This window comes from Vibrio maritimus (genome assembly GCF_021441885.1).
GTDB classification, from domain to species: Bacteria; Pseudomonadota; Gammaproteobacteria; order Enterobacterales; family Vibrionaceae; genus Vibrio; species Vibrio maritimus_B.
In genome coordinates this window covers 186,687-209,231 of the sequence record NZ_CP090438.1, presented here as the reverse complement: position 1 = coordinate 209,231, position 22,545 = coordinate 186,687, and the positions used below count along the sequence as shown (strand labels likewise).

The following is a 22,545-nucleotide window of genomic DNA, read 5'->3' as shown; positions in this document are numbered from 1 at the left end:
ATTACAGAGTTCGCAAGTTATTAACTTTGCCGTGCGTGTTACATCAACCGTTCTGGATCTGCATTCATAATAGAAGTAAACTTCAAAGATTCACCTGATTGAGCTATATCAGCCCAAACTGGATTTCAATCGCATGAGCCATACATCTGAGCAACTATTTTGAGCAATTTAGTGTTTGAGTTTTAAACCTGCCTACCCCAAAACAACCTTTGCAACCCTCTTCTTTACTGACTTAACAGGCAACATATTGGTTAAGGTTACGCATAAACAAATAGATCTCGGTTGAGCTCTTACCCTACTCATTAATAAGCGTGAGAGCATTATTGATTTCTGCCTTAGATTTTACAACACCACCAAGCGAAAAGTTCATAAGCAAGTGCGATTTTTATAGCGTAATCTAGCGTTGTTCAACCTCTTGAACACTCGAAAATTCATTACCAGCTGAATTAACATTCAGCGCCTAAAAGTATCAATTGAATAAAATGGTAAATACAGACTAATTGACTGCAATATTTACCAATTAAGCGTATATGCTCGACAAGCCAAATATAACAATTCTCGAAACTATTTCCGATATAGGGACATCAACCGTATTAAAGAGAGTACATATCTTGAATTACATTGGTAGTGCGCCGTGTTAAGAAGAGGCATTTGAGTGACAGTATTTTAGTTACGCTAAGCGCGAGTTTACTAGGTATCAACAGAGACCGTAGCCTAGCTAGAATTTTAAAGAGCATCTTACAAAGGGAAAACCAAATTTTATCCCGCTTGTCATAATAACCTAGATACACTAGATGGAAGAAAATCTAATAACACAAATTGCCATGTCAAATTTTTTTTCGGACTAACATATATAGAAACTTGGGCAACTTGCGTTGGCGAAGAATACGGCTCGGCTGAACAACTAGTCTATATGCCCACTCCAAATTCAAGTTTCTAAACAATGCTGGCGCTCTGTTTACTTTACCAACGAAAACATCATAAGTTCCACCAACGCCCATCATGAAGCAAGAAAGCCCTGCTTCTCGGCACTTTAACATAAACAATTCTTGCTTGGGTGAGCCCATTGCTACACATAGAATTTTTGCTTCGCTTAGACGAATTTCTTCAATTAAAGAATCCTCATCATCAAAATAACCATCTCTGCACCCTACAATATTAACGCCAAGATCCGTTAGTTTCGTTACAGTTGCTTGGACAACTTCACTTGCACTTCCCAAAATGTAAACAGGTGTCTTTGTTACTGCGGACTTTTCCATTAGCAACTCCCATAGTTCACAACCAGGAACTCTCGAAACTTTCCTACCCAGTCGATAAGAGGCAAGCTTCGAAGCACCAATTCCATCTAAATACAATATGTCGGCACTTTTCAGAGAATAAAGAACAGCTGGGTCTTCGCTAGCCGTAACTATTTTTTCAGGGTTAATCGCTACAGCCATAGAGCAAGAATCAAGACGCTCAGTGAGGATATAATCCGTAACATGGTCAACACTATCGAAGCATTGAACACTCAGTTCACCAATCTGTACGTTGTCTATTTTAGTACTCATTCTTATAAACCTCTATGAAACTTTCCAGTGCGTCACGATGATCACTATCACTAACTGGACCATCAGAAAATATTAAAACTGTTGCTATGTAAGAATCACAGGTTGTAGAAAGCACGCTGCTATCTACATATTCTAATTCTCCATACATACGAGAAAAAGGTATTCTGTGATATGTATGCCTTAATGATGAAACATTCATCGAGGTTTTCTGTATCTTGAAAAACCCGAAGAACCGCATGAAATCCGGTCTAATTTTCCAACGTACAACAAAATCCTCGTCACCCTTAGTATCATCAAGGATAATTAATATATTATTCCTAAAGTATAACCTTCGATAGAAATCCGAATTTCCATAAGCATTGGTCTGAAAAATAAACTCTTTCCAATTTTCTAAATTTTTCACTTCAAGACATGAAGAGTTATAATCATTAGCCCACATAAAAGGGCTCAATTGTTTACCACTTGTTAGTACACTTGAAGGAGTATTTTGAGCAAGCTCACTTCGAATAACATTACGTAATTTTCCATCAAGACTGTAGGAGTATGTTGCTGCATCATACAGCAACGGCTCACCATTAAAGAACAATGCTAATGCCAACGAATCATAATGCCCATGACCATACATAGGGGGCATTCCTAAGTTTCCATACTTTTGTATAACCTTAACGCCTTGATCTTCTAAAATCATATAACCGGAAGATGGGTATAGTTTTACATAACTATTAATTCCCATGTAGGCTTCTTGGTAATATTCAGAGAGAAAAATCCGTCCACCAAACAAAATTCCATTGTCCCAATCACCAAGTCGATATAGTTCGTTAGACTCTGTTTTGAAATGCGACAAGTACTCAGCACACAAACTGAATCTTTTTTGAAGATCGATATAAGAAGATAATTGATTCACAACAGAGTTATTCTGGGAAATAAAAAGTACAAATGAAGTTAACTGTAGACTCGTTAGATGATAACCAGTTGATTGCTCAACACTACCTCCATCGTCGTATGTCTGAGACAGATACAAATCAACATATTTAATGAAGAACTTTTGGCTACATCCGTTGGTTGCGAGCGCTATGGTGTACAACGCCGCTATTTCATATAGTGTGTGGTTTCCTTCAGAACTATGCAGAGAAAGCCTATTTTCTATAATAACTCTGTTAGCACAAAAGAATTGATTAACTAAGGTCTTCATTTCCTTATCGATGGATACTTCATTACTATTCTTAGAGCAGAAAAGATATAGGTTAATCGTTCTTATCGCACATTCCATCACAGAGATATAGTTGGGACCTTTAAGTGGTTCATTTCTTGAACACCACTCAATGAAATATTCTTTAAAGTCATGATAACTTCTATCATAGACTTCATTGAATCGATTCTTCTCCCAGTAACATCGAATGTCTTCGCTAACGGTACCAGGGCGGAACTTTATTTTTTTAAAAAAAACAGTTTCCTGAGAGTCAAAGTAAGGAAAGTTTAATTTACTAACCCTGTCATAACCATTAACGTTTATGAATCTGCCAAAATCCGATTCAGAAACATTGACGCCAAATGTTAGCTCCTTGCAAGTCCGACCACGAAAAATTATAAAGTAAACTCTATTGAAATAAATAAGAACTAGCTCATTGATGCGAAAGAAAACTTCTTTTAGTGACATTTTTGCTAGGCGCCTAACATACCATTTAATAATTTTCATCTTAATATTTCTTTAAGTGCCGGTGCTATTGCTTTTGGGCTATACTTCTCGGAAAGTTCTAAAGCAGCGCTTGCGTAGCAATTGTATTTAGACAAATCAGATAATAGCGCATGGATAGCAGAAGCAGAGCTCTCCACACAATTAAAAGGGTTCACCAACATACCTCCCTGTGAGATAATGGAAGGAATTGCTTTGTAATCGAGCCCAATAACAGGCACACCGTGAGCCATACATTCTATATATCCCATCCCAAAAGAATCGCGCTTGGAAGGTAGAAAAAAAATGGCGCTCGAATTTATTACTTCTGCTTTATCTCGATCAGATATCCAACCAAGGAAGTTAACATTGGTTAACTTCAAACTAGTTACTCGATTTTTAAGCGTAGTTAGTAGTGGACCGTCTCCAGCAATTGAAAATGAATACTGAGGAAGCATCTTCGCCACTTCTACTACGACTTCTGCCCCTTTCCCTTCAACAAGCCTAGACATAAAAAGAACTTTTCTACTATTAAAACGCTCAATATTTGATACTTTCTCTGTTTCTGAAGTAACACTTTGAACAACATTATTGAGAACAAATAGGTTGCTTATAGGCAGGTAACTTTCAATGTACTCCTTCCACCAAGAACTAACAACAGTAGTACAATCAGAACGCTTAATAAAGTGACTCAAAAATACTTTTTTAATCCGAGAGTTCATCATATTCTCGATAGTAGGAGAGTGTAAAGAAAGTATAACTTTAGGCTTTTTCTTAAGTAGAAATGTTGCAAATGATAGAATTAGGTACTTTCTAACTAAAGAATAGAACTCACCTCCATGAAACCAGATGAAATTTACATCTTCTTTTACTATTTCTCGCCGTAAAAAAAATCCGGAGTAAAATATAGCAAAGAGCTTTCTTAGTTTACTCCATTTGTTTGAATGAGTAGGTATAAAACTAACTACGTAGCCCAATGACTCAATGACACTTGTTTGTTCACTAACTGCCATTGCGATACCACCTGATACACTCTTCGAATCAGTGCTAACAATTATAACCCTTCCATTATCTTTTATCATATAGAAACTTGCCTAGAGTGAAATTTATAAAGCTGAGAAAGATAAACCGCAAATACGGCTACTAATGAACTGTAAATTATGTGACCGGCTGTTGCAGAAATAACTAAAAAAGATAAGAACGTAGCAACTCTAAAGGTCATAAACTGCTTACATTGATTAACAATCAGAATCTTGCTCCAAAAAATGAAGATTATCACACTACCTAAAATTCCAAAAAGAAGAATTAAGTCAAAATAATCCATTTCGACATACATATCTGTAATATTCCATCCACCAAAAAAAAGAAATATTGGAATCATCTCTAGTGCTTGATCTAGAATATGTTCAAGTTTCTGATCTCTCCCACTCAATAATAGTGTAATAATGGAGTTTTCAGCCCCATTCTCGAATTGGTATGTAAAATAGGCTAACGTTAGATCTACCGCGCTTGTGACCTCGTCTACGTACAAGTACAAGAAATAACAGATTACGCTCATCAACGAGAATACAAAACTTGAAATGACAAAGAACTTGAAAAGGTTAAATCTTTCTAGCATCACCGCCATGATAACAAAGATTATCCCTAAGACTGCTCCTTTAGTACCTAAGATTGGAGATGAAATGATACAGAGGACAAATAGGAGCATATCTTTTTTTCTTTTGAAAACAAGTAACTTAAATGCAAGACAACTTGAAATAAAAAACAACACACCAGTTACTTCATTTCCTGCGGATATTATTCCTTTAAAACCAAACCTGCTCGACTCTTCAGAGTATGTCTTAAAGTCTGGTGCACCAACATACATTGAGAGAGGAATTGCCACGAGATAACAAATACATAAACTGCTCATTACTCTATCGTACTGAGTAAAATAACCTTTATCTAAATATGTATCAATCGCATAATACAATATCAAACCTGATAAGAACTTTGTATAAGTTAATAGCAATTCTAATGTTGGCTCAACATTATAGATAACATAATATAAAGAATTCCCCAGGATTGGAAATAGAAGAACAACAATGGCGAATATTTGATATTTGTTTGTCTTATATTCAGAAAAAACCACCAGCAATACACAAAGCACAAGTAATAGCAACCTCATCATTGCAGAAACTCTTATCCCTGAAAGCAATGAAAAAAGGTCGTATATTGGGGAAGTGGCTAATAAAATAAGGACAAAGAACCATAGTATATTTCCCTTATACATCGAACACTAGCCCTTGATTTATATATATTTTTCTATCTTTGGATTGATTGTTTGGGATGCCTTTCATAAATCGAAGTATATCATCTACATTTACGCGATAGCAGGCTGTTGATTCAGACATATCTAACGAAGCGTAGCGGTCGCTGTATATCTGAATCGCTATTTTCCCAGCTGCGCTAGTCTCAATTAATGCTGTTGAGCCGATAGAGATAAAAACATCGTAAGCACCAATGACCTCGTGCATACTACAGCTTTTTGGTAAAACTTTACTTACTAGTTTTTCATCAATATCAAAGCTATTATCTTTGAATTCAACTGGATGAGGTTTATAGTCAACAACATAGTTGCTCCCCAAGCTCATCACCAGTTTTCTCATTAATTCTTCTATATCTTCACTGTATGATGACCTGTGGGCTGCAGCGCCAAGAATACAGATTTTGGGGTTATTTATACAGATCGGTTTAGATTGATAGTTAAAGAGCCTACGAGGATAACCAACGCTTAGAATTCGGCACTCATCAAGACCATGAGTAATTGCAACTTGCTTATTCTTTTCATCAAAAACATACAGAAAATCTGCATGCCAACCATCTAACTCATATGGACTCCCATAACGCCCCGTCCAAACTCCATGTTGATATACATATGATTTTATGTCCAACATTCTAGCCACAATTATATGAACCTTTTCATTGGGTTTTGTATCATTCCCAACAAGTAGAATAGAGTAAGCTCTTCTTTTCATGCTTCTTTGTAACAGGTTCAATAAAAATCTTCTAGTTAGAGAGTTAGTGAAATATATGTCTATAAAAAAAAGTATGCAATATTTATCATAGCAATATACTCTATTACCAGCCTTTATAGTACGGATAAAAAAACTAAAGAAGCTTACTAACCCTAAATGATAGTCTACATCATACTTTTGGCTAACCTCATTGTAATTGGATTGACCTAAAGCACATACACAGTCTTTTCTTTTTCTGGGTACTAGGACAGTTGAGAGCACTTCAAGAACCACAATAACTGGTAATAAAACAACACTTGCTAAAGCCTTGTAAATAATAACCTTTTTGTATTTACCCAAAAGCTGGATACCTAAATCTCCAGTTAAGGAGTAATAGGCATAAACATCTTCTCTATTCAAGATAGATCCTCATTACATATAACAGCTGCTTTATAAGACTTAATAAGAAAAAGAGCACCGAAAGACGATGCAAGAGATATGGCCACTCCATTTTCGTATTCTCTTAAGCAATAAGCTGCAACTGCAAATGCCGAGAAAACACTGAGATTTACATTTAATAGAAACCTATCATACTTGGCTACGCCGTATATAATATAATGGGGAACATTGGAAAGAGAGTTAAATAGAGAACCGATACATAGAATACTAAAGACAATAGGAAAACTGTCTAGATCTAATTGTTTTCCTGAAAAAATATACTCATCTAAAAGTCTCGATCCGTAAAGATAAAATAAAATATAAAACACGAAGTATATACATAATATCACGCAAACAAGTTCTTTTACATAGGAGGTTACCATTCTCAAATCTTTAGCCTTACATGCAGCAATGATTCTAGGATACTTAAAGACGATTACTCCAGATTCAATCATCGCTACAACAGCATTTATAGCACTCCATATAATACCATACAATACGATATACTCTGCAGTGGAAGCCATTTTAAGCATTTGCTTATCGTAAGTAAACAACCCCTTGACCGCCAAAGTGCCCACCAAGAATAGCGAGCAAACTTTCAACCCTCTGATAATTAATGGAACTGATATTTTTTCCCTAAAAATCGCTAATAAAGAGTATGTTTTACTCAAAAAAAGTAGACTAAAAAACATCAAAAGTATTGATGTAAGTGACCAGGCTAAAAGAATATCTGTTAGTTCTAGGTGTACATCAAAAATGTAGTGCATTACAATAATTGATAAGATCCATGGAACAACTTTAAGTATCATCAGTGTCGCAGACTTCACAAAACACTCTTTTATATTCAATATTCTTGAAACCTCAAGAGAGAAGTGTTCTCCAATAGAAATAATGAAAAAATATAACTTCACCTCTGGGCCAATAATATCCCCCGGAGTGAAGAAAACGACAGTACCAAAGACAACATACATTATAAAAATCACAAATCCATGATTCTTTATATTATGATTTTGTTTCTCTTTGGATTCTGAGACTAACTCTCTATTACTAAATGAGTAGAAATCAAGTCCAACAAAGTACACACTAAAGACTATTAAAGATGCTAGTACAATATATTCACTAAAATCTGATGTAGTTAGAATCTTAGCGGCAATAAAAGTAAATGCGAACTTAAAAATCAATACAATTAGCCTGCAAGACAAAACATAAGTACGCTCCAACTCTTAGTTCCTTATATGCATTATATTAATTGAAGCCTAGAGCTAATATGCTCCAGGCCAAGTTCAGATACGCCCCTCTTGAAACTAGGACTTTACTAGTTTAATTTGTATTTTTCTTCCATCCACCACTATATATGCAGGAAATCGATACTCATCACACGCGCGAATATAGTCGTAAGCCTCACCAACCGTCATTGTCAATGGTATTTCTGAGTCTTCTGGCGTTCGTTTTCCAGCAACGACTTTTGTTTTACTGTCGTCATTTTCAGTCAAATTAAACTCCTCAGTCAATAGTCTTTTACAAAGTTCTAATAGGAACTGAGGCATGAGCTCATTTACTTTTCTTTGAATCTCATTAAGAGTAGAGTAACGATTTATCTCAAATCTATCTTGATAAACAATATCACCAGCATCCATCTTGGATGTGATAAGGTGAGCTGTTATTCCATGGTATTTTTCATTATTTATTAGCACATGAGGAACCGGATGATACCCTTTATAATCTGGCAAAATTGCTGGATGTATATTTACTGCTAGTTCTGCTGAATTTATCACATCTTCTGAAATGATTCGTCGCCAACCAAATGTTATTAATATGTCAGGACTTTCTTCTTCCAAAAACTCTTGTATGTCCCCGTAGTCTAGTTCAATTAATTTTTCACCAGCATTTACCCTCAAATTAGAACGTGCCACTTCCGACAACAGCGGTTCATTTCTAGGAATAATAACTTGATAGTCCATATTTTCAAGAACGGCAAAACACTCTGAGTAGTCATACCCTGTGAGTATAAGTATCTTTTTACAGCTCACCGAGCTCCCCCTCAATCATGTCTCGCGATAAAGGCTCACCAAATGCAACATCTTTAATGAACTTACGTCCAAGAACAACAGGATAATACTTAGGAGCTAAGCCATGTGCCGGGCGCACTGACCTTACGTTCTCACTTGAGATAATATCGCCAGCTTTTACATCCTGACAAACAAAAAGAGAACGACTAAAATCACGAATCTTTTTCATTTTATCAGTCAGCTTATAATTAACTTTGCCGAGAGCTTGTTCGGTATTTCTAATCGTCTCAACTAGCAGTTTGAACTCTGCAGGGTCAAGAGAAAAGCTTGAATCAGGTCCACCTAAAGATTTATCCAGGATAAAGTGCTTTTCAACAACACGTGCGCCGAGCGCTACCGCTGCCCCAGCAACTACGTGACCTAAAGTGTGATCTGAAAGGCCAACCTCCACGTCAAAAGTTTTTTTCAGGTTAGGGATTGTTAGTAAATCGACTTCATTCAATGGTGTTGGGTAAGCTGAGGTACATTTTAACAGTACGATCTGATTATTGCCCGCTTCTAAACAAGTATTTACCGCAAGCTCAATATCGGCCAATGTCGCTAAACCAGTCGACATAATCACTGGCTTTCCTTTCCGCGCCACATAGTCAATAAGAGGTATATCCATTAACTCAGGAGACGCAATTTTATAAGCTGGTGTTTTTAATCGTTCTAGGAAGTCAACAGCACTGAAATCAAAAGGTGATGAGAAACAAATCAACCCCAATGAATTAGCGTATTCAATGAGCTGCTCATGCCATTCCCAAGGAGTGTGAGCTTTCTGATATAGAGAGTGTAGTGTCTCACCATCCCAGACCGTACCATGCTTGACTTTAAACAAGTCACTATCACAATCTAGCGTCAATGTGTCTGCAGTGTACGTTTGCAACTTAATTGCATCCGCCCCCACTTCTTTCGCGGCCTTTATTGTATCTAGCGCAACTTGAAGGTCATGATTATGATTAGCAGAAAGCTCAGCGATGATAAATGTTTTGTTGTTTTGTGAAATTTCAAAGTTATCTATTTTTACTGGCATTGTTTAGTCTCAGCATCTTCTAATGTAATATAAAAACCATGAGCTTCGATAAGGTTCGTGGCGTCTTTTGTTGGTGCGTTCTCTTTCACTAAATCTGCGACCATTACTACCTTGCTATCTTTTGCTTCAAGATATAGTTGATAATCGTTAGCTCCAAAGATATGTCGACTATAAGACACTTTGCCACTGTCCATAGCATTAAACACAACCGGTTTTCCTAATGAACTATCAAGAATAAGCTGTAAGTAGTCTACTGACAAAGCACTCTCTATCATCCAGTGCCTCCATCCCCCCATTCTAGAAGCGATTTCAATCAGGGTTGGAGCCCCATTAACAAGCCGGACTTCAATATGACAAGCACCATACTGGATATCAAAAGCGTTTAAACAATCTAATGCAAATCCTTTCAGTCTTTCAGCATCTTTTGGGCTAACTGGAGCTGGCAGTCGATGTGTTGTCTCAACAAAGTGCGGTGGTCCTGAAAAACCCATTTCTGTAATCGCTACTAACTGATGCTGCCCCTTGGAGCTTATCGTTTCCAAACTATATTGAGGACCGTCTACGTATTCTTCTACGAGTACTTTTTTATTGAATGAAACAGAGTAAGACTCGTCATAGAAGTTCTCTAGCTCCTCACGATTATTAGCTAAGGCAACTCCTCGACCAGCAGAACGGTCTGATGCTTTGACGATAACCGGAAATGATACCTCTAAAGAGCTCAACTGCTCTTTGGACAACACAACTTCAGCCATGGGGCTTTTAAGCCCATGCGCAGCTATCACTTGCTTCATTCTCGACTTATCTGTGGTGTTTAATGAAACATCGAACCCATTACCAATCAGATTGAGTTTTTCTGCTACATAGTTAGCAGTGATATTGCCTTGCTCTGTGGCTACAGTACTTATACCTACTGCATCTAGCTTCTGAGCAAGTCTAAGCACTCCTTCTAGATCATCGATACTCAGACAGTGGAAGTGATCCGCTATTTGACTACCAATACAACTTTCATCGTAATCAACGACATGAGTAACAAACCCATTTGCTTTGACTTTTTCTATAAAGTCTTTCTGTAGGTCGCTTCCCCCTACAACAATATAATTACTCACTTTTTGGCCTCTTTTTTTACAATGCCCGCAACACGCTTCGCCTTGGCTTCAGTGAACCTGTAATCATTAAAAAGGTTTACTATCTGCGAGTGAATCGACTCGGCAACAGGAGCAGTAGTATCATCAAAAATCCCAGCCATTGATGCATAGTGTGAACTTGCAAATTCACCCGCTGAGAAAATACTGTCTAAAACAGCTTGCTTGTTACTGACAAGAATAGAAAATCGCCACAAGTTAAACTCTTCTCCAAGCCAGAGTTCTTGTGGAACGGCCTGTCTGTAGATAGCATTTAGCGTACTCTTTTGCTTAAGGCTAGCAGGAGTCTCACTCTTAATTTTGGAAAAATAGGACTCCAAAGAAATGGGTAAGTCTCTATCATCCAACCAATTCTCGATATCATAGTTAAACGGGGTACGGCCTTGTATCGCGTGATTGAATTTCCGAACTAGGATTTCATGAGCATCCTCAATATAGTCAATTTGCGGACTATGGTATCTGGAATGATATTTTTCCGACAACCATGCAAATCCGCCATAACCTAGTTCGACAAATTTTGAGTAACCCGTACTAAACAAAGTCATATCGATTTCTTCAGAAAAACGGGTCTGATCAAGCTCTGGTATACCTAGACATCTATCGTCAATTATAACTTTAAGATTGGAGTACTGACTTTTCATTGAGACGATGTCAGCTTCACAGTTACCCGTATGGCCAAAAGTTCTAACAAAAATCAGCCCGAATGTAGTATTTGAATCAGACAGAATATCTTTCACTGCAATCAAATCAATACAAAGAGAATCTTGATCAATATCCACCAAGCGAAAAGAAACTTTAGCCTTCAAGAAGGTAGCGAGCACGATTGGGCAAACGTTTGCAGGAACTAGGAAGACATCTGGCTTCTCTATCGATAAAAGGAAATTGTATAGCACTCGTGAGGCTCTGTTCGCACTTACCCACATAATTAACTCATAACCTCCTTGACCAATCTTTTCGCCCCGAACCCATCAATGAGATTTTGTCCTAACACTGAAGACTTGTTCCTTTGTTGCGGGTTAAGAAAGAACTCAATACCCTGCTTCAAACGACTGTAGAAGTCATCCGTACAGTACCAACCAGCAAAATAACTGAAACCATAGTATGCCCAATACTTAGAGACTTCTTGATTATCAATTATCTGAATTTGAACCACCGGTAAACCAGCCGACGCTAGTTCGTACATGGTGTGACCACCTGTAGCAATCGCAAGATCACACCTTTCCATCGCACTTGCAATTTCACGTTCCGACGGAGTCATAAGTATGGTGACACGTTCATCTGCCACAACTTCAATTTCATTGATGCATGTAAAGCCCGGGCCAACCAGCACCATCAATTCGCATTGAGGGAAGTACTTCCTTAAAAACAAAATGAGCTTTGGTGTCAAAGACCTCACATCGCTCCCGCCTAGCGTCAATAGAATCACGTCTAACGTTTGATGAGTTACCCTTTTTTTTAAACCCGAAAATGATGGTTTTAAGGGGACAAGACTTGGTGACGACAACTTAGAGGCGCCACTCGAAAGTACATGGGACTTGATAGACCAATCAATACGACTATATCGCTGGTATTTATCTAGATTTATGTCATCAATGATATGTAGGCGCTTAACCCTACTATCTAACTCATCTAGTGTCTCAATGGAAATATCCAAAACATCAACGATCACGGTGTCCCTAGGCGAAAGCTCAAGCAGAGTGACGTCATTCAGCCAATTTAACTCAATGACTTCAATCTCTAACTCAAGAGCTGCATTTGCACCGTTCGCGACTACAAGTTGCGCTTCATGGCCTAAATTTAAAGCAGAGGTGTAGATGGGAATACAACGACCTAAGTGCCCAAAGCCATACTTCCCTCCCCCCATCGTCAAGATTTTTAGCATGCGAAAGCCTTAAATTTTAGTTCAGCAAGAAGCCAGTCCGCTTCCACGTCAATATCTTGAGCTTGTAAGTTAGAAATTGGCTCTACCATACAGTTCTTGATAAACAACGTTTTCTCTTTTCTAACCGATTCTGTTTTAACCCAGTAATATTGACCAGTGTCATGATAACGGGGAGGTAAGTCTTGAGAACGACTAAGAAGATGCTCAGGCCAAACCATACCAACGTTTCCATTAGATTTAATCTCTAACGAACGCTGTATGGGATACGAAAACTCGACAACAGGAAAAATGCCATCTTTCTGTTTACTAAGCATTGTCTGATAAGCTTTCTCTATCCGTTCGCCGTTAACAAAAGGAGCCGTCGCAAAGATGCAGCATAGATAGGTAGGGCTGACCTCTTCGGTGCGTTCTAACATATCTAACGTTTCTAAAACGACGTCCACAATTGGTGCATGATCATCCGAAGTCTTTGAACTACGTAAAGACGGGACTTCAGCTCCGTATTGCCTTGCTACCACAGCAATTTCTTCATCGTCAGTAGAAACAATCACTCGTTCAAAACAGCCCGATGCAATTGCAGCTTCAATAGAGTAGGCAATGATCGGCTTGCCGTTAAACTCTTTGATGTTTTTACGAGGGATTCTCTTACTGCCACCACGCGCTGGAATAATTGCTACTTTCATGAGACTTTGACCAAAATATCAGTTAATACACGGATAACCTCATCTTGCTGCTGATCCGTCATAGCATGAAACATAGGCAAAGATATGGCTTCCTTATAGTATTGCTCAGAGTCCGGAAAGTCCCCTTCTCGGTGCCCTAAAGCTTGATAGTAGGGTTGGGTGTGTACCGGGATATAGTGCAAGTTAACACCAATGCCATTGTTGCGCAGCGCATCAAAGACTTCTCGATGGGACAAGTCAATCTCTTCAAGTTTTAGCCTGATGACGTATAAATGAAGACCAGAATACGTATTTTCTAGTTGGTAAGGGAGAAGCAAAGGCAAGTTGCTAAGCTTCTCATAGTAGCGATTCGCAAGGTGGTGACGAGCTTTGATAAATCCACTGAGCCGCTGCATTTGCGTCACACCCAAAGCGGCCTGCAGCTCAGTCATACGATAGTTGAAACCAAGATCAATCTGTTGGTAATACCAACCACCATGACTTTCTCCAACCATTTGCTCACTATCACGTGTAACACCATGACTGCGAAGCAGAGACATTTTGTCTGCTAGGATTTTGTTGTTAGTTACGGCCGCACCACCTTCGGCAGTAGTTACTATTTTTACAGGGTGAAAGCTAAAAACGGTAATATCCGAATGCACGCAATTCCCTATCGGCTCATCATGATATCGACCACCAATAGCATGTGAAGCATCTTCGATAACCTTAAAGCCATACTCTTTCGCCAAAGCAGATATCGCCTTCATATCACAAGGCTGACCACAAAGGTGAACAGGGACAACAACCTTAGGCAAGGTGCCATTTGCTTTCGCTGCAATAAGTTTTTGTTCAAGCTTTATAGGACACATATTGTATGTACGAGGGTCAATATCGACAAAATCCACCTCGGCACCACAGTACAAGCCGCAGTTAGCTGAAGCGACAAACGTAATTGGCGATGTCCATAACGAGTCCCCCTCACCTAGCCCGAGCGCCAAGCAAGCCACATGCAGAGCAGACGTTGCACTGTTCATTGCTAAAGCATACTTAGCTCCTGTGTGGGTCCTTATTGCTTTTTCAAACTCGGGAACTTTTGGCCCTTGCGTTAGAAAATCTGACTTAAGAACCTCAAGCACTGAATCAATGTCTTGTTGGTTAATATCTTGTTTACCGTAAGGAATCACGTTCTTTCTCACACCGTAAATTTAGGATCGATATGCTCTTTGATTAGCTCGCGCAAACCTTCAACGGTTTCCCACTCAGTATTTGTACCTGAGTTGTATTTGAAACCAAAAGGTACTTTTTCAGCTTTGTGGTGCGCTAGGTACTCAGTTTCGGTATACGTAAATGAAACTGATGGCAAGATAGCGTAGTACTTACCTAGGTCAATAGTGTTTAGTGAATCTGTATCGGTGATCATTTCTTCGTGTAATTTCTCACCTGGGCGGATACCAACCACCTCTATTTTACACTCAGGAGCAATTGCTTCTGCTATATCCAAGATCTTGTAAGATGGGATTTTAGGTACAAAAATCTCACCACCTAGGTGATTTTCAAGAGCATACATCACCATGTTGACACCATCTTGCAGAGAGATATTGAAACGCGTCATTTCTTCATGGGTGATTGGCAGCACGCCTTCTTCTTTCTTTTTCATGAAAAATGGGATAACTGAACCACGCGAGCCCATGACGTTTCCATAACGAACTACGCTAAAACGAATATCCTTCGAACCTTTAATGTTATTCGCAGCCGTAAACAACTTATCCGATGCGAGCTTCGTAGCACCGTAAAGGTTGATTGGAGCACAAGCCTTATCTGTTGAAAGTGCAACAACATCTTTAACACCGCATCGAAGTGCTGCTTGAATCACATTCTCGGCACCGTCAACGTTGGTGCGGATGCATTCCGTAGGATTATATTCCGCGGTATCTACTTGTTTAATTGCAGCTGCATGAATAATGACGTCAACCCCTTCACAAGCTTGAATCATGCGATTCTGATCGCGAACGTCACCAATGAAAAAACGCAGTTTTTGATTGCCTATATATTCCTGCTTCAATTCAAACTGCTTCAACTCATCTCGTGAGTATATTCTGATCGTTTTTACTTCTGGATATCTCGCTAAGATCGTTTTTACAAACTGCTTACCAAATGACCCCGTACCACCAGTGATTAGAACCGTTTTATTGTTTAACATAATAATTACTCTTAAAGCTACCAAATGCCTTTTGTATCTATAACGAAAGCATCATTCAATTTTATTTTTTTGAATTGTTTGTGATCAACTAACATTACATGAATGTCGGTTCTAGTAAGGGATTCATCCAGAGATACTAGCTCAACATTATCTATATCAATAGAGGTAATGTTGGGCTCTATTGCCAAGACTTTGCCTAAATGAGTTTTAGCTATAGACCTTGTTATATCAAATGCTGGACTTTCCCTTAAGTCATCAATATCTGGCTTAAATGCTAAACCATAGCAAGCAATTGTGACATCTTTTATCGTTTTCTTTGGATTTGCACTTAAGAAGTCGGCTACAGCTACTTTGATTTTTTCAATGACCCAATCAGGTTTGAAATCATTCACTCTACGCGCTGTGTGAATTATTTTCGCCTGCTCTGGTGTCTTTGAAACTATAAACCAAGGGTCTACCGCAATACAATGCCCACCTACGCCTGGACCAGGTTCTAGAATATTAACCCTTGGGTGGCGATTGGCCAATGAGATCAACTCCCAAACATCAATATTTAACTCATCACAAATTATTGATAATTCATTTGCAAATGCGATTTGGACGTCACGTGACGAGTTTTCTGTAAGCTTAGCCATTTCAGCTGTGCGTGCATTAGTTATAACGCAATCGCCCATAACAAACGTTTTATATAGCTCAACACTTCGCTCAGAACAACGCTTACTCATTCCGCCAATTACTCGGTCGTTTTGCACTAATTCCGTTACAACCTTACCGGGCAAAACTCTTTCTGGGCAGTGCGCAATATTAATATCCGCTAACTCTCCTGAAGTTTGTGGAAAGCTCAAGTCTTTGCGAGCATCCGCTAGCCAAGCAGCCATCTGTTCGGTTGCTCCTACCGGAGATGTTGACTCAAGAATAACGAGATCGCCTTTTTTCAAAATGGGTGCGATAGCCTTTGCCGCAGATTCGATATATGACAAATCAGGCTCTGGGATATCCCCTGCTTCACAAGGCTTAAATGGTGTTGGTACCGCAATCAAGAAAGCATCTGCGGGCTCAGGTACTGTCACCGCCTTCAAGTACTCTTGCTGAACGGCGGCACTCACCAACATGTCTAGATCCGGTTCAACAATATGTATCTCACCACGATTAATAGTATCGACTGCATGTTGATTTATATCCACACCAATTACTTTTTTCTTACGAGAAGCGAACATCGCTGCTGTTGGTAAGCCTATATAACCAAGACCGATGACTGAAATTGTTTCAAATGACATAATTAGTCTAACCTTAAAAACTTAATCTTCTAATACGTTTAAAATTCTCTCACACGCTTTACCATCCCCGTATGGGTTATGCGCAAAACTCATTGTCTTATAAGCATCCTCGCTCGTCAGTAGTTCATTTATATTGTCAACGATTGCACGCGTGTCCGTGCCAACCAATTTAACAGTACCAGCCTCGACGGCTTCTGGACGCTCTGTCGTATCGCGCATGACAAGTACAGGCTTTCCAAGCGATGGCGCTTCTTCTTGTATACCTCCTGAGTCAGTTAGAATAATGTGAGATCGGCTCATTAGATATATGAACGGTAAATACTGTTGAGGCTCAATAAGGTGAATATTCTTAATATCCGCTAAAATACGATTCACTGGTTCACGTACATTCGGGTTTAAGTGCATAGGATAGAGTATTTGCGTTTCAGGGTGTTCTTTTGCGATGACTACCAATGCCTCACAAATCCGCTCAAACCCTCCTCCAAAACTCTCTCTACGATGGCCAGTTACCAAAATTAGTTTCTTACTATCGTCCAAAAATGAAAATTGTGCGGCTAATGTAGCATTCAAATCGTTATTAGATTCGATTTTATCTCTCACCATTAGCAACGCATCAATAACAGTATTACCTGTTATGTAAATATTATCTGGAATAAAGTTTTCACATAAAAGATTCTCTTTCGACGTTTTGGTAGGAGCAAAGTGGTACTTCGTCAATACACCAGTCAAACGCCGGTTTGCTTCTTCTGGCCATGGTGAATAGATATTACCAGTACGAAGTCCTGCTTCCACATGCCCGACTTCAATTTGTTCATAGTAAGCCGCTATGCTAGCCGCAAAGGTCGTTGCAGTATCTCCATGAACCAAAACAACATCAGGTTTAAATTCTTGAAGAATCGGTTTTAGCCCTTGAATGATACGTGCCGTCACATCATTGAGTGTTTGGCCTGCTTTCATTATATTGAGATCAAAGTCTGGTGTGATATCAAACAAGTCTAAGACTTGGTCTAACATCTCTCTGTGCTGAGCGGTAACACAGCATTTAGCCGTAAAGCGCTCATCAGCCTCTAAGGCATGTACAAGAGGAGCCATTTTTATTGCTTCTGGACGAGTACCGAAGACAGTTAAGATTTTTTTCTTTACCATGTGAGTTGCTACTTTTGTCGAAAAAGGGAGTGCTCCCAGTTAATTAGATTGATAATTCGAACGCTTCGCTCAAGCTTATTTACTTGGCTCAGGGTCATTATGTGTAATTGGCAAACACTTCTGAAGCTAAAAGCCCTAAACTACACTTATTAATATTTAGGCTAACTTGACCAATTAAGTAGAAAGTAGCTACGCTGTTGACTCACTTTTATCTCGACGAAGCGCGAAAATCATTAGTACTAACGCCATACCTAAAGAGCCTCCCAAAAGAGTCCCCAAAATACAGATCAGTGCTCTCTTGGGTCCTGATTTCAGCTCTGGTACGACAGCCGGATCAACGACTTTAAAGATGAACTCCTCCTGAGCCTCAGCCAACATCAAGCTTTTTGTCTGCTCCTCAACAATCTGATAAAACGCATTCTGCATTTCCGCCACCGAGGTTTTTCTGAGTTGTTCAGCGAGATAATCTAAGTTTTGGCTGCTTTCAGAAATCACGCGCTCGCGCATCACTTTATTAATGTCTTCCACTAACCAAGTCACCCATTGCTGAGCCATAAACGGCGAAAAGTAGTCTACACTCACAACATAAAGACCGCTCTCTTTATCTTGATTCACACCAAATATGTTTTTCATAAACACTTCATACGCTTCTTGTGCCGTTGGTTCTGCGCCTCTTAATCCTTTTGGTTCTCGCAACCACTCACCAGAAAAAGGGTCATACAGTTCCTCGTCTAGAATCAAGGTGTTGCTATTCGCATCCCACTCTTTCGCCGCCATGATCGGTACTAAAAGGTCATGTTTTTGAATAAAGTGATCAACAAATTGACGCGATTTCATCACTTGTACGGCAAGCTCTGTTTGACTACTTTCGCTACCACCTAGGTTAACCCCAGCAAGAGCAGCTAGACCACCAATTTGGCCAGCCATTTTAGAAAGCCCTCCTTGTCCTGAGCTTTCTGCTGGGGCTAGAAGGGTATCCGCTTTATAGGTGTTTGGCAGGCTCAAAGCGAATAACACAGCTCCAACAGCAAACACAAAGGTTGTTGCAATAATAATCCACTTACCTTTCCAAACCGCTAAAAATAACTCTTTTAGGTCAATTTCATCGTTATGACCTCGCGGCGAGAACTGCGGTGGCAGTTGGTTCGGGTAGTTGTTTTGATTCATGCTTTCTACTCCGAACTATTACTTATTAATCGCATTAACCGCTACACCAATTTGGTATAGGATTTGGGTAGCTGCAGTCCAAGTACCCAACGCATCTCGGTAATCAGTATCAATTGGCACAACAATGGTATCACCTGGCATTAACTTTTCGTTGTTATTACCAAACCAGTAACCTGAGTTCGGTTTATAAACTGAACCATCAGCGCGTACCACAAAGATTCGGTCCTCGTCAGCTTGCTTCTTGATACCGCCCGCTTTATTTAAGTAGTCGCTAACATCCAGCTTACTATCTAACAGATAAGTAATTGAAACCTGGACCTCACCCATAATAGAAATTGAGTTACGGAATGTTGGGACAAATAGGAAATCACCATCTTCCAGCATAAAATCTGCAGCCTCATTACCGCCGGTAATTTGGTCCAACTGGACTACCATTCGACCAAGCGCCTTGCTCTTACTAGCCTCTTCTACAAAAGCAAGTGTCTTTTCAGGATCTGTAATCGTCGAGCCAAGATTATTGTCTACTCGGAAGGTCTTTTTCGCTGTTTCTTTACGAATATCTGCAGCGTATTCATTAAGCTGTTTCTCTTCTTGTAAACGAAGTGCTTCGCGAGTAAATATCGCCCCTTGCGGATGGGCAAACTTAGTCAGTCCACCGGCACGTTCGATAAGTTCGCTCATCGTTTCACCTTGGCGCACACTGTAAGTACCTGGGAAGCGAACTTCACCTCTTAACGTCACAGTACGGCGAAGGTTTGCATATGGTTGCTCAAGCACGTTTAGTCTATCGCGAGGACCTACCTGCATATTTTCATTCACATCACCTAGCAAAGCATTGCCGAGGTTAATGCGCGATACATCCAGTACTGAACGTTGCTCTTGGGCATCAAATACGTTTCTTGATAGCTCTGCGTTCATGATGAAGGCATCAGGTGTCAGACCACCCGCGGCTTCAACTAGGTCTTTCACTGTTGTTCCACTAGCAATCGGGTAATTACCTGGGTGTTTCACCTCACCGCCTACTTCAGCAATAAGAGGAGGATGACCATAAACAGCTTGTTGGCGCAGTTGCATCAAAATCGGAGCTAGTAGTGCTTGCCTGGTTGACTGCTTAACCTTATCAATCTGCCCTTGGTCGACTTCTTGACCTTGATAGATCAACTTGATTTTTTGATTGTCGACTTGCTGTAATGCCATGTCATGAGTTTGTTTCTCTTTAAGCTCTTCTTCGAAAGATTGTCGCCGAGCTTGCTCAAAGGTTTTGGCAGTTGTCTCTTGCTCTGCCGGTTGCGTTAGCGCTTCAAGCTCTTCTAAATTAAAGCGGTTAAAGACAAGCACTCGGTCACGAGAACTCAATAGGAGGTTATCTTTGCTACTTGGATCCATGATAGCGTTTGCCAAATCTACTTGGAAAACTCGGATATCTCTTTGAGGGTTAATTTCACGTACGACCAAAGCATAGTGCACATCGGCAGTGGAATTGAAACCCGTATCTACACCTGAAAATAAATGGGACAACTTAGTGCCACTTCGCCATTGGTAGTAACCCGGATGAAGCACATCACCTTCTATTTGGACAAAGTTTTTAAGCTCATCACTTCGCTTGCCAACGGTGATCTGATCACCATTTTTCGCTTTAGTATTCAAGCCAGAGTTTTTGTTCAATGCCAAAGTGAGAACTTCACGAATGCCATTTTTAGCAGCACGTTTCACTTGCACTTGGTCTGCATAAGCATTTGCCGTCAAGCCTGCTGCCATATTTAATATGTGAGCATAGCTTTCACCAGGTTGAATCTCGTAAATAGCAGGGCGGTTTACCTCACCATCAATCTCAATAGTGTTTTTTACGGGACCGATAAACACGACATCACCAGGCATCAAACGAACGTCGTTACGAGTGTCACCTTTTAGTAGCATGTCGTACATATCAAGTCGGCGAATGAGCTTCCCATTTCGCTTTAACTGGATATCACGCAGTGCGCCACTTTCACTAAAGCCGCCGCTGTAATAAATCGCTTGTGAAATGGTAGTTAAACCACTCACCGTATAGGCACCCGGTTTATAAGCATCACCCATGACAAAAATCTGCATTGTGCGCAGTTCACCCATGGTTACGTCACTGCGTACACCAATCATTTGCTCTCGAACGCGCTGTTGTAGAGATTCACGAACATTCGAAAAACTCATTCCAGCGACTTGTACCGGACCGAGCGTTGGGAAGTTAATGACGCCTTCACGGTTTACACGCAAACGGTGTGTTTGGTTCTCTTTACCAAACAGCTGAATCACTATCTCATCGCCAGGGCCCACTTGATATTCCGCAGGAACCGGTACATCGCTGATAGGCGCAAACGTAGAAGGTGATGCTGCGAATAGCTCGATACCGAAGCGTTTTAGCTCAGTATCTTCAGTTTGACGGTTTTCCTCAGCTGTTGATGAATCACTTTCTGCGGAAATAGCAGCTTCATTCGTTACACGAGGGTTCATTACCTGAGGATTTTGAAACTGCTCGGTCGTCCCTGTTGATGTTGGTAGGGTCACGCCATATTGCGCGGCCAGAGCTTGCTGCTGACTAGCAGGCAGGCTTTTAAACATTTCCATCTGCTGAGGTGTTGGAGTTTGGGCAAATGTCGGAGTGCTGAACAATAATGCAATACTGAGGCTCGTTAGCACTCGGGTAGCTCTCGACTTAAACGTTTGCGTTTTTGAACTGCGCGGTATTGTCTTGTTATTTGTCATTTCTTAACGATTCCTGTATTTGTTCTCAATCACTTGCTGTCTAAAAGCGATACTGAAAGCCGAGACTTAACCCGTTTAAACGAGCCTCATCACTATTGAGATTGTTAAGAAATTCAAAGGTCACAGCCGTGTCACTGCTTAGCGCATAGTGCATACCAAGACCAAAGCTTGCCCCGCCTTGCGTGCTCGAACCCACAGATTGCTGATCTATAGTGACCGACGAGTAACCCAACAAGCCGTACATAGAAAGCTGATTGGTCACAGGAACATTACCTTTAAGCAGAGCAGAAGCTAAACTATCTACATTTAACCCATTAGAGCGCTGGATTGAGGTACCGAATCGGCCCTCTACAGCAAAATAATCATTAAAGAAATAGCCAAGCTGAGCTTGAAGCATGAGTGGTGATGCATCAACTGAAGCAGTTTTTTCTGAGTGCTGATATTCGGCACCAGCATAAGTAAATGCTGCACCTGCGTACAGGTTGGCAAAGGCAAGTGGTGAGCACAGCGATGTGCTCATGACTGCCGCAGCCAATGAAAATTTGGTTCTTTGATTCAAAGTGAGATTCCCTAAGCTCGGGTGTGTCCAG

19 protein-coding genes are annotated in these 22,545 nt (G+C 40.0%); all 19 read right to left on the bottom strand.

The window, feature by feature from the left end:
* Nucleotides 1-827 precede the first annotated feature (827 nt).
* The gene (locus LY387_RS00965) at nt 828-1,550 is read right to left on the bottom strand and encodes a WecB/TagA/CpsF family glycosyltransferase (protein ID WP_234495023.1); all 723 of its coding nucleotides are present in this window, start codon (nt 1,548-1,550) and stop codon (nt 828-830) included.
* The gene (locus tag LY387_RS00960; RefSeq protein WP_234495022.1) at nt 1,540-3,246 is read right to left on the bottom strand and encodes a heparinase II/III domain-containing protein; all 1,707 of its coding nucleotides are present in this window, start codon (nt 3,244-3,246) and stop codon (nt 1,540-1,542) included. The genes LY387_RS00965 and LY387_RS00960 overlap by 11 nt, the downstream gene beginning before the upstream one ends.
* The gene (locus LY387_RS00955) at nt 3,243-4,235 is read right to left on the bottom strand and encodes a glycosyltransferase family 4 protein (protein WP_234495021.1); all 993 of its coding nucleotides are present in this window, start codon (nt 4,233-4,235) and stop codon (nt 3,243-3,245) included. Before LY387_RS00955 ends, LY387_RS00960 begins: the two co-directional genes overlap by 4 nt.
* 65 nt (nt 4,236-4,300) lie before the next feature.
* Complete coding sequence (locus LY387_RS00950; RefSeq protein WP_419153420.1) at nt 4,301-5,392, bottom strand: hypothetical protein; 1,092 nt, start codon at nt 5,390-5,392, stop codon at nt 4,301-4,303.
* A 94-nt stretch (nt 5,393-5,486) separates the two neighbouring features.
* Nucleotides 5,487-6,638 carry a hypothetical protein gene (locus LY387_RS00945; RefSeq protein WP_234495019.1) on the bottom strand — a complete coding sequence of 384 codons (1,152 nt, stop codon included), beginning with the start codon at nt 6,636-6,638 and terminating at the stop codon, nt 5,487-5,489.
* Nucleotides 6,635-7,876 (bottom strand): hypothetical protein, encoded by a 1,242-nt coding sequence (locus LY387_RS00940; RefSeq protein WP_234495018.1) that lies wholly within the window; start codon nt 7,874-7,876, stop codon nt 6,635-6,637. The genes LY387_RS00945 and LY387_RS00940 overlap by 4 nt, the downstream gene beginning before the upstream one ends.
* 84 nt (nt 7,877-7,960) lie before the next feature.
* The gene (locus tag LY387_RS00935) at nt 7,961-8,686 is read right to left on the bottom strand and encodes a formyltransferase family protein (RefSeq protein ID WP_234495017.1); all 726 of its coding nucleotides are present in this window, start codon (nt 8,684-8,686) and stop codon (nt 7,961-7,963) included.
* Complete coding sequence (pseI, locus tag LY387_RS00930; protein WP_234495016.1) at nt 8,676-9,740, bottom strand: pseudaminic acid synthase; 1,065 nt, start codon at nt 9,738-9,740, stop codon at nt 8,676-8,678. Before pseI ends, LY387_RS00935 begins: the two co-directional genes overlap by 11 nt.
* A complete protein-coding gene (locus tag LY387_RS00925) occupies nt 9,731-10,846 on the bottom strand; it encodes an ATP-grasp domain-containing protein (RefSeq protein ID WP_234495015.1) in 1,116 nt (371 codons plus the stop codon). Before LY387_RS00925 ends, pseI begins: the two co-directional genes overlap by 10 nt.
* The gene (locus LY387_RS00920; protein WP_234495014.1) at nt 10,843-11,805 is read right to left on the bottom strand and encodes a hypothetical protein; all 963 of its coding nucleotides are present in this window, start codon (nt 11,803-11,805) and stop codon (nt 10,843-10,845) included. The genes LY387_RS00925 and LY387_RS00920 overlap by 4 nt, the downstream gene beginning before the upstream one ends.
* 2 nt (nt 11,806-11,807) lie before the next feature.
* On the bottom strand, nt 11,808-12,764 hold the full coding sequence (locus LY387_RS00915) for a hypothetical protein (protein WP_234495013.1): 957 nt from the start codon (nt 12,762-12,764) through the stop codon (nt 11,808-11,810).
* Nucleotides 12,758-13,447, bottom strand: a complete 690-nt coding sequence (gene pseF, locus LY387_RS00910; protein WP_234495012.1) for a pseudaminic acid cytidylyltransferase — start codon at nt 13,445-13,447, stop codon at nt 12,758-12,760. Before pseF ends, LY387_RS00915 begins: the two co-directional genes overlap by 7 nt.
* Nucleotides 13,444-14,622 carry a UDP-4-amino-4,6-dideoxy-N-acetyl-beta-L-altrosamine transaminase gene (pseC, locus tag LY387_RS00905; protein ID WP_234495011.1) on the bottom strand — a complete coding sequence of 393 codons (1,179 nt, stop codon included), beginning with the start codon at nt 14,620-14,622 and terminating at the stop codon, nt 13,444-13,446. The genes pseF and pseC overlap by 4 nt, the downstream gene beginning before the upstream one ends.
* Nucleotides 14,619-15,626, bottom strand: coding sequence for a UDP-N-acetylglucosamine 4,6-dehydratase (inverting) (gene pseB / locus LY387_RS00900; RefSeq protein ID WP_234495010.1), 1,008 nt, complete (start codon nt 15,624-15,626; stop codon nt 14,619-14,621). Before pseB ends, pseC begins: the two co-directional genes overlap by 4 nt.
* A gap of 17 nt (nt 15,627-15,643) precedes the next feature.
* Entirely contained in the window at nt 15,644-16,903 is a 1,260-nt protein-coding gene (gene wecC, locus LY387_RS00895; RefSeq protein WP_234495009.1) for a UDP-N-acetyl-D-mannosamine dehydrogenase, read from the bottom strand.
* Between the two features lie 21 nt (nt 16,904-16,924).
* Nucleotides 16,925-18,049 (bottom strand): non-hydrolyzing UDP-N-acetylglucosamine 2-epimerase, encoded by a 1,125-nt coding sequence (wecB, locus tag LY387_RS00890; RefSeq protein ID WP_234495008.1) that lies wholly within the window; start codon nt 18,047-18,049, stop codon nt 16,925-16,927.
* A gap of 189 nt (nt 18,050-18,238) precedes the next feature.
* Complete coding sequence (locus LY387_RS00885; RefSeq protein WP_234495007.1) at nt 18,239-19,216, bottom strand: Wzz/FepE/Etk N-terminal domain-containing protein; 978 nt, start codon at nt 19,214-19,216, stop codon at nt 18,239-18,241.
* Nucleotides 19,217-19,234: 18 nt separating this feature from the next.
* Complete coding sequence (locus LY387_RS00880) at nt 19,235-21,955, bottom strand: SLBB domain-containing protein (protein WP_419153419.1); 2,721 nt, start codon at nt 21,953-21,955, stop codon at nt 19,235-19,237.
* 40 nt (nt 21,956-21,995) lie between these two features.
* Nucleotides 21,996-22,514 carry an outer membrane beta-barrel protein gene (locus LY387_RS00875; RefSeq protein WP_419153418.1) on the bottom strand — a complete coding sequence of 173 codons (519 nt, stop codon included), beginning with the start codon at nt 22,512-22,514 and terminating at the stop codon, nt 21,996-21,998.
* Between the last annotated feature and the right edge of the window lie 31 nt (nt 22,515-22,545).

Excerpts from the sequence above, each read along its gene's own strand:
- pseI (WP_234495016.1), bottom strand. The coding sequence starts at position 9,740 with ATGCCAGTAAAAATAGATAACTTTGAAATTTCACAAAACAACAAAACA.
- wecB (WP_234495008.1), bottom strand. The coding sequence starts at position 18,049 with ATGGTAAAGAAAAAAATCTTAACTGTCTTCGGTACTCGTCCAGAAGCA.
- LY387_RS00960 (WP_234495022.1), bottom strand. The coding sequence starts at position 3,246 with ATGAAAATTATTAAATGGTATGTTAGGCGCCTAGCAAAAATGTCACTA.
- pseB (WP_234495010.1), bottom strand. The coding sequence starts at position 15,626 with ATGTTAAACAATAAAACGGTTCTAATCACTGGTGGTACGGGGTCATTT.
- LY387_RS00885 (WP_234495007.1), bottom strand. The coding sequence starts at position 19,216 with ATGAATCAAAACAACTACCCGAACCAACTGCCACCGCAGTTCTCGCCG.
- LY387_RS00950 (WP_419153420.1), bottom strand. The coding sequence starts at position 5,392 with ATGATGAGGTTGCTATTACTTGTGCTTTGTGTATTGCTGGTGGTTTTT.
- LY387_RS00915 (WP_234495013.1), bottom strand. The coding sequence starts at position 12,764 with ATGCTAAAAATCTTGACGATGGGGGGAGGGAAGTATGGCTTTGGGCAC.
- LY387_RS00965 (WP_234495023.1), bottom strand. The coding sequence starts at position 1,550 with ATGAGTACTAAAATAGACAACGTACAGATTGGTGAACTGAGTGTTCAA.
- LY387_RS00920 (WP_234495014.1), bottom strand. The coding sequence starts at position 11,805 with ATGTGGGTAAGTGCGAACAGAGCCTCACGAGTGCTATACAATTTCCTT.
- LY387_RS00880 (WP_419153419.1), bottom strand. The coding sequence starts at position 21,955 with ATGACAAATAACAAGACAATACCGCGCAGTTCAAAAACGCAAACGTTT.
- LY387_RS00955 (WP_234495021.1), bottom strand. The coding sequence starts at position 4,235 with ATGGCAGTTAGTGAACAAACAAGTGTCATTGAGTCATTGGGCTACGTA.
- pseF (WP_234495012.1), bottom strand. The coding sequence starts at position 13,447 with ATGAAAGTAGCAATTATTCCAGCGCGTGGTGGCAGTAAGAGAATCCCT.
- wecC (WP_234495009.1), bottom strand. The coding sequence starts at position 16,903 with ATGTCATTTGAAACAATTTCAGTCATCGGTCTTGGTTATATAGGCTTA.